Annotated in this window: 10 protein-coding genes and 1 tRNA gene; 9 read left to right on the top strand and 2 right to left on the bottom strand. The window is 67.6% G+C overall.

The genetic code is table 11. The annotated features are described in order from the left end of the window. Positions 1-90: 90 nt before the first annotated feature. On the bottom strand, positions 91-1,317 hold the full coding sequence (locus ACIQUQ_RS12800) for a pyridoxal phosphate-dependent aminotransferase (protein WP_399945982.1): 1,227 nt from the start codon (positions 1,315-1,317) through the stop codon (positions 91-93). Positions 1,318-1,514: 197 nt separating this feature from the next. On the opposite strand from ACIQUQ_RS12800, the gene ACIQUQ_RS12795 reads away from it, so the two are divergent. From ACIQUQ_RS12795 to ACIQUQ_RS12755, 9 genes are all read left to right on the top strand, one after another. Next, positions 1,515-1,587 (top strand) — tRNA-Trp (locus ACIQUQ_RS12795). A gap of 103 nt (positions 1,588-1,690) precedes the next feature. Then, a complete protein-coding gene (gene secE / locus ACIQUQ_RS12790) occupies positions 1,691-1,972 on the top strand; it encodes a preprotein translocase subunit SecE (RefSeq protein ID WP_399945985.1) in 282 nt (93 codons plus the stop codon). Between the two features lie 86 nt (positions 1,973-2,058). Continuing rightward, complete coding sequence (gene nusG / locus ACIQUQ_RS12785; protein ID WP_403974504.1) at positions 2,059-2,973, top strand: transcription termination/antitermination protein NusG; 915 nt, start codon at positions 2,059-2,061, stop codon at positions 2,971-2,973. Positions 2,974-3,142: 169 nt separating this feature from the next. Further along, complete coding sequence (rplK, locus tag ACIQUQ_RS12780; RefSeq protein WP_399945990.1) at positions 3,143-3,577, top strand: 50S ribosomal protein L11; 435 nt, start codon at positions 3,143-3,145, stop codon at positions 3,575-3,577. Between the two features lie 110 nt (positions 3,578-3,687). Then, a complete protein-coding gene (gene rplA / locus ACIQUQ_RS12775) occupies positions 3,688-4,416 on the top strand; it encodes a 50S ribosomal protein L1 (RefSeq protein ID WP_403974501.1) in 729 nt (242 codons plus the stop codon). Between the two features lie 303 nt (positions 4,417-4,719). Continuing rightward, on the top strand, positions 4,720-5,250 hold the full coding sequence (rplJ, locus tag ACIQUQ_RS12770) for a 50S ribosomal protein L10 (RefSeq protein ID WP_403663508.1): 531 nt from the start codon (positions 4,720-4,722) through the stop codon (positions 5,248-5,250). Between the two features lie 114 nt (positions 5,251-5,364). Next, on the top strand, positions 5,365-5,748 hold the full coding sequence (gene rplL / locus ACIQUQ_RS12765; RefSeq protein WP_403974498.1) for a 50S ribosomal protein L7/L12: 384 nt from the start codon (positions 5,365-5,367) through the stop codon (positions 5,746-5,748). A 566-nt stretch (positions 5,749-6,314) separates the two neighbouring features. Then, positions 6,315-9,797: a DNA-directed RNA polymerase subunit beta gene (rpoB, locus tag ACIQUQ_RS12760; protein ID WP_403974495.1), complete on the top strand. Its 3,483-nt coding sequence runs from the start codon at positions 6,315-6,317 to the stop codon at positions 9,795-9,797. 99 nt (positions 9,798-9,896) lie between these two features. After that, the gene (locus ACIQUQ_RS12755; RefSeq protein WP_403974493.1) at positions 9,897-13,796 is read left to right on the top strand and encodes a DNA-directed RNA polymerase subunit beta'; all 3,900 of its coding nucleotides are present in this window, start codon (positions 9,897-9,899) and stop codon (positions 13,794-13,796) included. Between the two features lie 99 nt (positions 13,797-13,895). On the opposite strand, the gene ACIQUQ_RS12750 is transcribed toward ACIQUQ_RS12755, so the two are convergent. Continuing rightward, positions 13,896-15,371: a DUF6056 family protein gene (locus ACIQUQ_RS12750; RefSeq protein ID WP_403974490.1), complete on the bottom strand. Its 1,476-nt coding sequence runs from the start codon at positions 15,369-15,371 to the stop codon at positions 13,896-13,898. Between the last annotated feature and the right edge of the window lie 14 nt (positions 15,372-15,385).

Genomic DNA, 15,385 nt, shown 5'->3' with positions numbered 1-15,385 from the left:
AGTGCTGTCGCGAGGGTCTCCAGGTTTGTCGTCACACACGAACCAACGAGACCCTCGCTTCATGCGCGCGAAGACTTCGGACTTACTCGTCTAGGCCTTGGCCTCGGCGAGGAGCTTCTGGATGCGCGAGACGCCCTCTACGAGGTCCTCGTCGCCCAGTGCGTACGACAGGCGCAGGTAGCCCGGCGTACCGAAGGCCTCGCCCGGGACGACCGCAACCTCGGCCTCGTCGAGGATCAGCGCGGCGAGCTCGACGGAGGTCTGCGGGCGCTTGCCGCGGATCTCCTTGCCCAGCAGGCCCTTCACCGACGGGTACGCGTAGAAGGCGCCCTCGGGCGTCGGGCAGACCACGCCGTCGATCTCGTTCAGCATCCGGACCATGGTCTGGCGGCGGCGGTCGAAGGACTTCCGCATCTCCGCGACGGCGTCCAGGTTGCCCGAGACGGCGGCCAGCGCGGCGATCTGCGCGACGTTGGAGACGTTGGACGTGGCGTGCGACTGCAGGTTGGTCGCGGCCTTGATGACGTCCTGGGGGCCGATGACCCACCCGACGCGCCAGCCCGTCATGGCGTACGTCTTGGCGACGCCGTTGACGATGATGCACTTGTCGCGCAGGGCGGGGACCAGCACCGGCAGCGAGGTGAACGTCGCGTCGCCGTAGACCAGGTGCTCGTAGATCTCGTCGGTGAGGACCCACAGGCCGTGCTCGGCGGCCCACTCGCCGATCGCCTTCGCGTCCTCCTCGCTGTAGACCGCACCGGTCGGGTTCGAGGGGGAGACGAACAGGACGACCTTGGTGCGCTCGGTGCGCGCGGCCTCCAGCTGCTCGACGGAGACGCGGTAGCCGGTGGTCTCGTCGGCGACGACCTCGACCGGGACACCGCCGGCGAGCTGGATCGACTCCGGGTAGGTGGTCCAGTACGGGGCCGGGACGATGACCTCGTCACCCGGGTCCAGGATCGCGGCGAAGGCGTTGTAGATCGCCTGCTTGCCGCCGTTGGTCACCAGCACCTGGGAGGCGTCGACCTCGTAGCCGGAGTCGCGGAGCGTCTTCTCCGCGATGGCCTTCTTCAGCTCCGGCAGACCGCCGGCCGGCGTGTAGCGGTGGAACTTCGGGTCGCGGCAGGCCTCCACCGCGGCCTCGACGATGTAGTCGGGGGTCGGGAAGTCGGGCTCGCCGGCACCGAAGCCGATGACCGGTCGCCCGGCGGCCTTGAGGGCCTTGGCCTTGGCGTCGACGGCGAGGGTGGCGGACTCGGAGATGGCGCCGATGCGGGCAGACACCCGGCGCTCGGTGGGAGGCGTTGCAGAGGTCATGCGGCCAATCGTCCCAGACCTCATACGACCCCGGCACACCGTTTCAGGGAGCGGACGGCACCCGTCCGGTCCTTTCTGTTCGACGCGGGGACCAAGACCACGTACACTCACCTGTCGTTGGTCCTCACCAGCCGCAGATCCGGGACGCGGGCACACCCCGCACCCGCTCGGATGCTGTAGGTTGGGGGACGCAGCAAAGGGTCGTAGCTCAATTGGTAGAGCACTGGTCTCCAAAACCAGGGGTTGGGGGTTCGAGTCCCTCCGGCCCTGCTCCACACTCCTTACCGGATGTGTGCGCAGGTACGTACTTCGATGAACGCCGTGCGGCTCAACCGGGCGCGGCACGGCCATGACCCGGATTCAGGTGAGAGACGTGACGGACGCCCTTGGCTCCATCGACATGCCTGACGCCGAGGACGAGACCCGCGAGAAGAAGGCCCGCAAGGGCGGCAAGCGCGGCAAGAAGGGCCCTCTGGGCCGCCTCGCGCTCTTCTACCGCCAGATCGTTGCGGAACTCCGCAAGGTCGTCTGGCCGACTCGCAGCCAGCTGACGACGTACACCACTGTGGTGATTGTCTTCGTTGTCATCATGATTGCCCTGGTTACCGTGATTGACTATGGGTTCCAGGAAGCCATCAAGTACGTCTTCGGCTGATCCCCGCGGAGGGCGGCGCCTTGATGAGGCGACCGCCCGTTTTCGCATGTTCCACCCCTCTTTGTATCCAGGAAGAAGCAGCCACCGTGTCTGACCCGAACCTGAACGTGAGCCACGACTCCGTCGAGTCCGTCGAGGACGAGCTCGACATCGTCGAGGGCGCGGACGCTGTGGACCCTGACGAGGCCGAGTTCGCGGACACCGAGGCCGGCGACGCCGCCGAGGAGGCCGCGCTGCACGTCGAGGACGACGAGGACGAGGACGCCGACGAGGCTGCCGACGCCTTCGAGGCCGGCGACGCCGACGAGACCGACGAGGTCGAGGCCGTCGAGGCCGAGGCCGAGGAGCTCGAGGTCGAGGAGGAGGCCGCTCCGGCCGAGCCCGTCGACCCGATCGAGGCCCTCCGCGACGAGCTCCGACTGCTCCCGGGCGAGTGGTACGTGATCCACACCTACGCGGGCTACGAGAAGCGCGTGAAGGCCAACCTGGAGCAGCGCGCCGTCTCGCTGAACGTCGAGGAGTTCATCTACCAGGCCGAGGTGCCCGAGGAAGAGATCGTCCAGATCAAGAACGGCGAGCGCAAGAACGTCCGGCAGAACAAGCTGCCCGGCTACGTGCTCGTCCGGATGGACCTGACGAACGAGTCCTGGGGCGTCGTCCGCAACACCCCCGGTGTCACCGGCTTCGTGGGCAACGCGTACGACCCGTACCCGCTGACCCTGGACGAGATCGTCAAGATGCTCGCCCCGGAGGCCAAGGAGAAGGCCGACAAGGCCGCCGCCGAGGCCGCCGGCCTGCCGGCGCCCGCCGTCAAGCGCACCATCGAGGTCCTGGACTTCGAGGTCGGCGACTCGGTCACCGTCACCGACGGCCCGTTCGCCACGCTCCAGGCGACGATCAACGAGATCAACCCGGACTCGAAGAAGGTCAAGGGCCTCGTCGAGATCTTCGGCCGCGAGACCCCGGTCGAGCTGAGCTTCGACCAGATCCAGAAGAACTGATCACAGCTTCTGGGCGAAAGCTTCGGACAGGTCAGACCGGCCCTTGAAGGGCGGTCTGACCTGCTCGGTTTTAAGCCCCGCACCGATACCCGTTATCGTGGTGCGGTATGCCTCCATCCGGATGACCGGGTGGCGGCTGGAAAACTCTCACTAGGACCCGGAGAGAGCAATGCCTCCCAAGAAGAAGAAGGTCACGGGGCTTATCAAGCTCCAGATCCAGGCCGGTGCGGCCAACCCGGCTCCGCCGGTCGGTCCCGCGCTGGGTCAGCACGGCGTCAACATCATGGAGTTCTGCAAGGCCTACAACGCCGCGACCGAGTCGCAGCGTGGCATGGTCGTGCCGGTGGAGATCACGGTCTACGAGGACCGTTCCTTCACCTTCGTCACGAAGACTCCGCCGGCCGCCCGCCTGATCCTCAAGGCCGCGGGTGTGGACAAGGGCTCCGGCGAGCCGCACAAGACCAAGGTCGCCAAGCTGACGCGCGACCAGGTCCGCGAGATCGCCACCACCAAGATGCCCGACCTGAACGCCAACGACCTGGACGCCGCCGAGAAGATCATCGCCGGCACCGCCCGTTCCATGGGCATCACGGTCGAGGGCTGATCAGCCTCTCACGCGGCGCAGTCGCATCTGCGGCGCCGTGTCCCCAGTGGTAGGGCCCGCGCTGGCCCGCACCACGACTCCACACCTGAAGCAAAAAAACAGGAGCAGAAGTGAAGCGCAGCAAGACTCTCCGCGCTGCGGACGCCAAGGTCGACCGGGAGAAGCTGTACGCCCCGCTCGAGGCCGTCCGTCTCGCCAAGGAGACCTCGTCCGTCAAGTTCGACGCGACCGTCGAGGTGGCCTTCCGCCTGGGTGTCGACCCGCGCAAGGCCGACCAGATGGTCCGTGGCACCGTGAACCTCCCGCACGGCACCGGTAAGACCGCCCGGGTCCTGGTCTTCGCGACCGGTGACCGTGCTGCGGCCGCGGAGGCCGCTGGCGCCGACATCGTCGGCTCCGACGAGCTGATCGACGAGATCGCCAAGGGCAACCGCCTGAACGAGTTCGACGCGGTTGTCGCGACCCCGGACCTCATGGGCAAGGTCGGCCGCCTCGGCCGCGTGCTCGGTCCGCGTGGTCTGATGCCGAACCCGAAGACTGGCACCGTCACGATGGACGTGGCGAAGGCCGTCACGGAGATCAAGGGCGGCAAGATCGAGTTCCGCGTCGACAAGCACTCGAACCTGCACTTCATCATCGGCAAGGTCTCCTTCTCCGATGACAAGCTGGTCGAGAACTACGGCGCGGCCCTGGAGGAGATCCTCCGTCTGAAGCCGTCCGCCGCGAAGGGCCGCTACATCAAGAAGGCCGCCCTGAGCACCACCATGGGCCCCGGCATCCAGCTGGACCCGAACCGCACCCGCAACCTCCTCGTCGAGGAGGACCCGGCCGCGGTCTGAGCCTGAGCGCTCGCAAAGTGGCAGTCGGGCCCCGCACCTCTCGGAGGTGCGGGGCCCGATTTGTATTTCCGCGCCCCCTTCCCGTACTCTTTCGAAGAAGCCAAAGACCGCTGGTCGTTGCTGTGCCCGACAGGGCGCGGCGGCCGAAGGATCCGTTGCATGACGGACGACCCGCGCAGGTGACAGTGGAGATGCTCCCGGACTCGTCTGGTCGAGCAAAGCCCCGTGCGCCTGCGCCGGGGCGTTTTGTTTGTTCAGCCCCTTCTGAGCGGTCCTCATCACCCGGAAGGAGGCCGACGCTCTATGGCAAGGCCCGACAAGGCTGCCGACGTAGCCGAGCTCAAGGACATGTTCCAGAGCTCGTCTGCCGCCGTGCTGACCGAGTACCGGGGTCTCACCGTGGCGCAGCTCAAGACGCTGCGTCGTTCGCTCGGTGAGAACGCCCAGTACGCCGTGGTGAAGAACACGCTGACCAAGATTGCGGCCAACGAGGCTGGGATCACCGCACTGGACGAGCACTTCGCTGGTCCGACCGCGGTCGCCTTCGTCACCGGGGACCCGGTGGAGTCGGCGAAGGCTCTGCGTGACTTCGCCAAGGAGAACCCGAACCTGATCATCAAGGCCGGTGTCCTTGATGGAAAGGCTCTCTCCGCCGACGACATCAAGAAGCTTGCGGACCTCGAGTCCCGCGAGGTTCTGCTCAGCAAGCTGGCCGGCGCGTTCAAGGGCAAGCAGTCTCAGGCTGCTCAGCTCTTCCAGGCGCTGCCGTCGAAGCTCGTCCGCACCGTGGACGCTCTTCGCGCCAAGCAGGCCGAGCAGGGCGGTGCCGAGTAATTCGGCTCGCGCATTGATCCGCGCCGCCTAGTGCGCGGGTCGTAGCGGGCCGTAAGTACGCCCGCCTTTCGATACATACGGCACCTGCCGGAATTAGTGGAAGGATCGCCCATCATGGCGAAGCTGTCTCAGGAAGACCTGCTCGCGCAGTTCGAGGAGATGACCCTCATCGAGCTCTCCGAGTTCGTGAAGGCGTTCGAGGAGAAGTTCGACGTCACCGCCGCCGCGGCCGTCGCCGTTGCCGCTCCGGGTGCCCCGGGCGCCCCGGCCGAGGCCGTCGAGGAGAAGGACGAGTTCGACGTCATCCTCACCGGCGCCGGCGACAAGAAGATCCAGGTCATCAAGGTCGTCCGCGAGCTGACCTCCCTGGGCCTCAAGGAGGCCAAGGACCTGGTCGACGGCACCCCGAAGCCGGTCCTCGAGAAGGTCAACAAGGAGGCCGCTGACAAGGCCGCCGAGGCCCTCAAGGCCGCCGGTGCCGCGGTTGAGGTCAAGTAAGACCGCTCCGCAGGTCCGCTGACCGCAGAGCGCCCCTGAGGGGCCGCTGCGGGAGCTGCTTGTGAACGAAGGGCGATCACCCGTAAGGGTGGTCGCCCTTCGGCGTTCCCGTGACGCTTGGCTTGCTGTGGGGCCTTTGGGGGGTATGGTGATCTTCGTTGCCCCGCGGCAGGGGTCCGGTGATGATCCGCACGGGGCCGGGGGCCTTGACGAACGGCACGCGGCGCGCAATTCTCAGGACGCGTCGCTACGTCGGTCCAGATTCGAGGCATGGATCGACTACGAAGAGGGCAGTATCGATACGCGCTCTGCACACGAGGGCCGCAGCGTTGAACAACAAGGGGAAGGCCTGTTGCCGGACTCCAGAAACCTGGTCTGGACATCAGTGAGCCAAGTGGCTACACTGACCCTTTGCGCTGCCTGTTAGCTGCCCCCTGCCCGTCGCCAGGGGCATGCCCACGCTTGAGCACACGTGATAGATCCTCCCTGACCTGGGGTTTCTCATCTTTGTGTCGGCTGGGACCGGTACGCGCGTAGTGAGTCCGAGCCCTCGGAAGGACCCCCTCTTGGCCGCCTCGCGCAACGCCTCGACCAATACGAACAACGGCGCCAGCACTGCCCCGCTGCGCATCTCCTTTGCAAAGATCAAGGAGCCCCTCGAGGTTCCGAACCTCCTGGCGCTGCAGACCGAGAGCTTTGACTGGCTGCTCGGCAACGCCGCCTGGAAGGCTCGCGTCGAGTCGGCTCTCGAGAGTGGACAGGACGTCCCCACCAAGTCCGGTCTGGAAGAGATCTTCGAGGAGATCTCGCCGATCGAGGACTTCTCCGGGTCGATGTCGCTGACCTTCCGCGACCACCGCTTCGAGCCGGCGAAGAACTCCGTCGACGAGTGCAAGGAGCGCGACTTCACGTACGCCGCGCCGCTCTTCGTCACCGCCGAGTTCACCAACAACGAGACCGGGGAGATCAAGTCCCAGACGGTCTTCATGGGCGATTTCCCGCTCATGACGAACAAGGGCACCTTCGTCATCAACGGCACCGAGCGTGTCGTGGTGTCGCAGCTCGTCCGTTCGCCCGGTGTCTACTTCGACTCCTCCATCGACAAGACGTCCGACAAGGACATCTTCTCCGCCAAGATCATCCCGTCCCGGGGTGCCTGGCTGGAGATGGAGGTCGACAAGCGCGACATGGTCGGTGTCCGCATCGACCGCAAGCGCAAGCAGTCCGTGACCGTCCTCCTGAAGGCGCTCGGCTGGACCACCGAGCAGATCCTCGAGGAGTTCGGCGAGTACGAGTCCATGCGCGCCACCCTGGAGAAGGACCACACCCAGGGCCAGGACGACGCGCTGCTCGACATCTACCGCAAGCTGCGTCCGGGCGAGCCGCCGACCCGTGAGGCCGCGCAGACGCTGCTCGAGAACCTGTACTTCAACCCGAAGCGCTACGACCTCGCGAAGGTCGGCCGCTACAAGGTCAACAAGAAGCTCGGGGCCGACGAGCCGCTCGACGCCGGTGTGCTCACCACCGACGACGTCATCGCCACGATCAAGTACCTCGTGAAGCTCCACGCGGGCGAGGTCGAGACCGTCGGCGAGAACGGCACGAACATCGTCGTCGAGGTCGATGACATCGACCACTTCGGCAACCGTCGTCTGCGCAACGTCGGCGAGCTCATCCAGAACCAGGTCCGCACGGGTCTGGCTCGTATGGAGCGCGTCGTCCGCGAGCGCATGACCACCCAGGACGTCGAGGCGATCACGCCGCAGACCCTGATCAACATCCGGCCGGTCGTCGCCTCCATCAAGGAGTTCTTCGGCACCAGCCAGCTGTCGCAGTTCATGGACCAGAACAACCCCCTGTCTGGTCTGACCCACAAGCGCCGTCTCTCCGCGCTCGGCCCCGGTGGTCTGAGCCGTGAGCGGGCCGGCTTCGAGGTCCGTGACGTGCACCCGTCCCACTACGGACGCATGTGCCCGATCGAGACCCCCGAAGGCCCGAACATCGGTCTGATCGGTTCGCTCGCCTCGTACGGCCGCGTCAACGCGTTCGGCTTCATCGAGACGCCGTACCGCAAGGTCGTCGACGGCCAGGTCACCGACGAGGTCGACTACGTCACCGCCGACGAGGAGGACCGCTTCGTCATCGCCCAGGCCAACGCGCGCCTGGACGACGAGCTGCGCTTCGCCGAGGGCCGCGTCCTCGTCCGCAAGCGTGGTGGCGAGGTCGACTACGTCGAGCCGTCCGACGTGGACTACATGGACGTCTCGCCGCGCCAGATGGTGTCCGTCGCGACCGCGATGATCCCCTTCCTCGAGCACGACGACGCCAACCGCGCCCTCATGGGCGCGAACATGATGCGCCAGGCCGTTCCGCTCATCAAGGCGGAGGCCCCGCTCGTCGGCACCGGCATGGAGTACCGCTGTGCCGTCGACGCCGGCGACAGCATCAAGGCGGAGAAGGACGGTGTCGTCCAGGAGGTCTCGGCCGACTACATCACCGTCGCCAACGACGACGGCACGTACACCACGTACCGCGTCGCCAAGTTCTCCCGCTCCAACCAGGGCACCTCGGTCAACCAGAAGGTCGTCGTCAACGAGGGCGACCGCGTGATCGAGGCGCAGGTCCTGGCCGACGGTCCGGCGACCGAAGAGGGCGAGATGGCCCTCGGCAAGAACCTGCTCGTGGCGTTCATGCCGTGGGAGGGTCACAACTACGAGGACGCGATCATCCTGTCGCAGCGCCTCGTGCAGGACGACGTCCTCTCCTCGATCCACATCGAGGAGCACGAGGTCGACGCCCGTGACACCAAGCTCGGCCCGGAGGAGATCACCCGGGACATCCCGAACGTCTCCGAGGAGGTCCTCGCCGACCTCGACGAGCGCGGCATCATCCGGATCGGTGCCGACGTCGTCGCCGGCGACATCCTGGTCGGCAAGGTCACCCCGAAGGGTGAGACCGAGCTGACCCCGGAGGAGCGCCTGCTCCGCGCGATCTTCGGTGAGAAGGCCCGTGAGGTCCGTGACACCTCGCTGAAGGTGCCCCACGGCGAGATCGGCAAGGTCATCGGCGTCCGCGTCTTCGACCGCGAGGAGGGGGACGAGCTTCCCCCGGGCGTGAACCAGCTGGTCCGCGTCTACGTCGCCCAGAAGCGCAAGATCACCGACGGTGACAAGCTCGCCGGCCGTCACGGCAACAAGGGTGTCATCTCCAAGATCCTCCCGATCGAGGACATGCCCTTCCTCGAGGACGGCACCCCGGTCGACATCATCCTCAACCCGCTCGGTGTCCCGTCCCGAATGAACCCGGGACAGGTCCTGGAGATCCACCTCGGCTGGCTCGCCAGCCGCGGCTGGGACGTCTCCGGCCTCGCGGACGAGTGGGCCCAGCGCCTGCAGGCCATCGGCGCCGACAAGGTCGCCCCCGGCACCAACGTCGCCACCCCGGTGTTCGACGGTGCCCGTGAGGACGAGCTCGCCGGCCTCCTGCAGCACACGATCCCGAACCGCGACGGCGAGCGCATGGTGCTCCCGTCCGGCAAGGCGCGCCTGTTCGACGGCCGCTCCGGCGAGCCGTTCCCGGACCCGATCTCGGTCGGGTACATGTACATCCTCAAGCTCCACCACCTGGTCGACGACAAGCTCCACGCCCGTTCGACCGGTCCGTACTCGATGATCACGCAGCAGCCGCTGGGTGGTAAGGCGCAGTTCGGTGGCCAGCGCTTCGGTGAGATGGAGGTGTGGGCGCTCGAGGCTTACGGCGCCGCGTACGCCCTCCAGGAGCTCCTGACCATCAAGTCCGACGACGTGACCGGCCGCGTGAAGGTCTACGAGGCCATCGTCAAGGGCGAGAACATCCCCGAGCCGGGCATTCCCGAGTCCTTCAAGGTGCTCATCAAGGAAATGCAGTCGCTCTGCCTCAACGTGGAGGTGCTGTCCTCGGACGGCATGTCCATCGAGATGCGCGACACCGACGAGGACGTCTTCCGCGCGGCGGAGGAGCTCGGTATCGACCTGTCCCGGCGCGAGCCGAGCAGCGTCGAAGAGGTCTGACGGGCCTGACGGGGGCTCCCACAAGGAGCCCCCGTCACCCCCGGGACCGTTCAGACCACTGATCAAGAGACACGACCCCGAAAGAGGGATTGACGCACAGTGCTCGACGTCAACTTCTTCGACGAGCTGCGGATCGGCCTTGCCACCGCGGACGACATCCGAACCTGGTCGCACGGCGAGGTCAAGAAGCCGGAGACCATCAACTACCGCACCCTGAAGCCCGAAAAGGACGGACTCTTCTGCGAGAAGATCTTCGGTCCGACCCGGGACTGGGAGTGCTACTGCGGCAAGTACAAGCGTGTCCGCTTCAAGGGCATCATCTGTGAGCGCTGTGGCGTCGAGGTCACCCGCGCCAAGGTGCGCCGTGAGCGGATGGGCCACATCGAGCTGGCCGCTCCCGTCACCCACATCTGGTACTTCAAGGGCGTCCCGTCGCGCCTGGGCTACCTGCTGGACCTGGCGCCGAAGGACCTCGAGAAGGTCATCTACTTCGCCGCGTACATGATCACGTTCGTGGACGAGGAGCGTCGTACCCGCGACCTGCCGTCCCTGGAGGCCCACGTCTCCGTCGAGCGCCAGCAGATCGAGAACCGCCGTGACGCGGACCTCGAGGCCCGCGCCAAGAAGCTCGAGTCCGACCTGGGCGAGCTCGAGGCCGAGGGTGCCAAGGCCGACGTGCGCCGCAAGGTGCGCGAGGGTGCCGAGCGCGAGATGAAGCAGCTGCGCGACCGCGCGCAGCGCGAGATCGACCGCCTGGACGAGGTCTGGAACCGCTTCAAGAACCTCAAGGTCCAGGACCTCGAGGGCGACGAGCTCCTCTACCGCGAGCTGCGTGACCGCTTCGGCACGTACTTCGACGGCTCGATGGGTGCCGCGGCGCTGCAGAAGCGCCTGGAGTCCTTCGACCTGGAGGAGGAGGCCGAGCGCCTCCGCGAGATCATCCGCACCGGCAAGGGCCAGAAGAAGACCCGCGCGCTGAAGCGCCTGAAGGTCGTCTCCGCGTTCCTGCAGACCAGCAACAGCCCCAAGGGCATGGTCCTGGACTGCGTCCCGGTCATCCCGCCGGACCTGCGTCCGATGGTGCAGCTGGACGGTGGCCGCTTCGCGACCTCCGACCTGAACGACCTGTACCGCCGCGTCATCAACCGCAACAACCGTCTGAAGCGTCTGCTCGACCTCGGTGCCCCCGAGATCATCGTGAACAACGAGAAGCGGATGCTCCAGGAGGCGGTCGACGCCCTCTTCGACAACGGCCGTCGCGGCCGCCCGGTCACGGGCCCCGGCAACCGTCCGCTGAAGTCCCTCAGCGACATGCTTAAGGGCAAGCAGGGTCGATTCCGTCAGAACCTGCTCGGCAAGCGAGTCGACTACTCGGCGCGTTCCGTCATCGTCGTCGGCCCGCAGCTCAAGCTGCACCAGTGCGGTCTGCCCAAGGCCATGGCGCTGGAGCTCTTCAAGCCGTTCGTGATGAAGCGCCTGGTCGACCTGAACCACGCGCAGAACATCAAGTCGGCCAAGCGCATGGTCGAGCGCGGCCGCACCGTCGTGTACGACGTCCTCGAAGAGGTCATCGCCGAGCACCCGGTGCTGCTGAACCGTGCGCCCACGCTGCACCGCCTCGGCATCCAGGCCTTCGAGCCGCAGCTGGTCGAGGGCAAGGCCATCCAGATCCACCCGCTCGTCTGCACCGCGTTCAACGCGGACTTCGACGGTGACCAGATGGCCGTCCACCTGCCGCTCTCCGCGGAGGCGCAGGCCGAGGCCCGCATCCTGATGCTGTCCTCGAACAACATCCTCAAGCCCGCCGACGGCCGTCCGGTGACGATGCCGACCCAGGACATGGTCCTCGGTCTGTTCTTCCTCACCACCGACGGCGAGCTCCGCGACGTCAAGGGCGAGGGCCGCTCCTTCGGCTCCACCGCCGAGGCGATCATGGCGTTCGACGCCGGCGAGCTGTCGCTGCAGTCGGCCGTCGACATCCGCTTCCCGGTGGGCACCATCCCGCCGCGCGGCTGGGTCCCCCCGGTCGCCGAGGAGGGTGAGCAGGAGTTCCAGCCGGGCGACAGCTTCCGTCTGAAGACCACGCTGGGTCGTGCGCTCTTCAACGAGCTGCTGCCGGAGGACTACCCGTTCGTCGACTACTCGGTGGGCAAGAAGCAGCTCTCCGAGATCGTCAACGACCTGGCCGAGCGCTACCCCAAGGTCATCGTGGCGGCGACGCTCGACAACCTGAAGGCGGCCGGCTTCCACTGGGCGACCCGTTCCGGCGTCACCGTGGCCATCTCCGACGTCGTGGTCCCCGAGGCCAAGAAGGAGATCGTCGCGGGCTACGAGGCCCAGGACGAGAAGGTCCAGAAGCAGTACGAGCGCGGTCTGATCACCAAGGACGAGCGCACGCAGGAGCTCATCGCGATCTGGACCAAGGCGACCAACGAGGTCGCCGAGGCGATGAACGCGAACTTCCCCAAGACGAACCCCATCTTCATGATGGTTGACTCGGGTGCCCGAGGAAACATGATGCAGATGCGGCAGATCGCCGGTATGCGTGGTCTGGTGTCGAACGCGAAGAACGAGACCATCCCGCGTCCGATCAAGGCCTCGTTCCGCGAGGGCCTCTCCGTGCTGGAGTACTTCATCTCCACCCACGGTGCCCGTAAGGGTCTCGCCGACACCGCCCTGCGTACCGCCGACTCGGGTTACCTGACCCGTCGTCTCGTGGACGTCTCGCAGGACGTGATCATCCGCGAGGAGGACTGTGGCACCGAGCGCGGTCTGAAGCTGAAGATCGCGGTCCGCGGCGAGGACGGCGTCCTGCGCAAGGCCGACGACGTCGAGACCTCCGTGTACGCCCGCATGCTGGCCGAGGACGTCGTCATCGACGGCAAGGTCATCGCGCCGGCCAACGTGGACCTCGGCGACGTGCTGATCGACGCCCTCGTCGCCAACGGCGTCGAGGAGGTCAAGACCCGCTCGGTCCTGACCTGTGAGTCCGCCGTCGGCACCTGTGCCTTCTGCTACGGCCGCTCGCTGGCCACCGGCAAGCTGGTCGACATCGGTGAGGCGGTCGGCATCATCGCCGCCCAGTCCATCGGTGAGCCCGGTACCCAGCTGACGATGCGTACCTTCCACACCGGTGGTGTGGCCGGTGACGACATCACCCAGGGTCTGCCGCGTGTCGTCGAGCTCTTCGAGGCCCGTACCCCGAAGGGTGTCGCCCCGATCTCCGAGGCCGCCGGCCGCGTGCGGATCGAGGAGACCGAGAAGACCAAGAAGATCGTCATCACGCCGGACGACGGCTCCGACGAGACCGCCTTCCCGATCTCGAAGCGTGCGCGCGTCGAGGTCTCCGAGGGCGACCACGTCGAGGTCGGCCAGAAGCTGACCGCCGGTGCCACCAACCCGCACGACGTGCTGCGCATCCTCGGCCAGCGTGCGGTCCAGGTCCACCTGGTCGGCGAGGTCCAGAAGGTCTACAACTCGCAGGGCGTGTCGATCCACGACAAGCACATCGAGATCATCATCCGGCAGATGCTCCGCCGCGTGACGATCATCGAGTCCGGCGACGCCGAGCTGCTCCCGGGCGAGCTCGTCGAGCGCTCGCGCTTCGAGTCCGAGAACCGTCGTGTGGTCACCGAGGGCGGTCACCCCGCCTCCGGCCGTCCGCAGCTGATGGGTATCACCAAGGCCTCGCTGGCGACGGAGTCCTGGCTGTCGGCCGCCTCCTTCCAGGAGACGACCCGAGTCCTGACGGACGCGGCGATCAACGCCAAGTCCGACAGCCTCATCGGCCTCAAGGAGAACGTCATCATCGGTAAGCTCATCCCGGCCGGTACGGGTCTGTCCCGCTACCGCAACATCCGGGTGGAGCCCACCGAGGAGGCGAAGGCCGCGATGTACTCGGCCGTCGGCTACGACGACATCGACTACTCGCCCTTCGGCTCCGGCTCCGGCCAGGCCGTCCCGCTCGAGGACTACGACTACGGCCCGTACAACGGCTAAGGGTCACCGAGAAGCCCCCCGCAGCTCCGAGAGGAGCGGCGGGGGGCTTCTCCGTTCCCGGGGGACCGGGGTACGGCGTCCGTTCACACGTTCGGCGGGTTACAGCCGGTGGATCCGGTCGACACCGTAGAACTCGGATACGCACCGGGCGGCCCAGTCGCTGCGGTACACCCGCGTGTAGAAGGGCTCGGCCAGGTTGCCGATCGGCAGCGGGCGGTACCCGACGTCCCGGGCCCCGCCGGCCACCTGGGCACGGATCCGGGCGTTCTGCCGGTCCCAGGCCAGGCCCCGGTCCACCGTGTCGGAGGTGAGCTGGCGCAGGGCCGGCACCAGCGCGGCCAGGGCGACCAGCGCCACCGCGGTGGCGGCGGTCACCGCCAGGGCCGGGGCCGCGGGGCCGCGGGCCCGCAGGCGGAGCCCGGCCCACCGGCCCAGCCAGGCCCCGTACAGGCAGAGCGTGAGCAGCAGCGGGGTCATGAAGCTGGTCCACGTACGGGCGTACGTCCAGCCCGTCGGCCCGTACCCGCTGCGCAGGCCGAGCGCCACCAGGAACACGGAGGCCAGGACCAGGAGGGGCGGCAGCACGAACAGGGCCCGGCCCGCCCAGCGCGGGGCGGTGCCGAGGGTGCCCGGGCCGGCGGGGCCGCAGAGGGCGACGGCGAGTCCCAGCAGGAGGCCCAGGGCCACGGCGGCCAGGTAGGCCTCCTGGGCGGCGATGGTCCGCAGGATCCGCAGCGCGTCGCCCACGGTCCCGGTCAGCTCCTCGGGGGAGAGGGGGGAGGCCTTCTCGGGCTGCTGGGCGCGGCGCCAGCGGGCGCCGGGGGAGGTGTAGAGGATGGCCAGGCCCAGGGGCACCCCCAGGCACCAGGCGGTGCACCAGGCGAGCGGGCAGCGGTCCCGCGCCAGCCCGAACCGGGGGACCGCCAGCACCCCGGCGGTCGCCGCGAAGGCCCAGCTGACCATGGAGAACGGCTCGCTGAGCATCCCCATCGCGACGGCCACGCAGAAGGTGCCGGCCAGGGCGGCCCCGCGGGCGGCCGTGCCCCCGCGGCGGGCGGCGTGGATGCCCAGCAGCAGGGTCCCCGCCCCGAGGACGGTGGGCAGGGTGTGGGAGATGGTGGCGGGCGCCCAGAGGAGCGCCTGGTACGTGCGGGTGCCCGCGAAGAACAGCAGCGCCTCCAGGGCCGCGGCGACGGCCACGAGGACCAGGAGGGGCACGCCGCCGAAGCCGAGCATGCGCAGGGCCTCCCGGAGCAGCAGCACCAGGCACAGGCCGAGTGCGAGCGCGAGCAGGGAGGGCAGCAGCCGGGGGCCGGCGAGCCCGTCGGCGTAGACGACGCCGGTGACGAGGGCGTTGGTGACCCGGCCGTTCTGGGTCAGGTAGAAGTCCTTGGCGAGGCCGAGAACGCCCAGGTCACGGGCCTTGTAGGCAGCGCACCAGTCGTCCGACGTGGGCCGGACGTACAACTGCAGGAAGATGCCCACGGACAGCAGCGCGCCGGCTGCGGCCACCAGGACGGCAGCGCAGCGGACGAGCAGCCGCCGAGCGGTGCCGGGGACGGAATCGCGGCTCATGCGTCGACTTCCTG

It is taken from the genome of Streptomyces sp. NPDC101118 (assembly GCF_044759445.1).
Taxonomy (GTDB): domain Bacteria; phylum Actinomycetota; class Actinomycetes; order Streptomycetales; family Streptomycetaceae; genus Streptomyces.
Note: the sequence above shows the minus strand (reverse complement) of the source record. Positions and strands in the feature narration are given on the sequence as shown.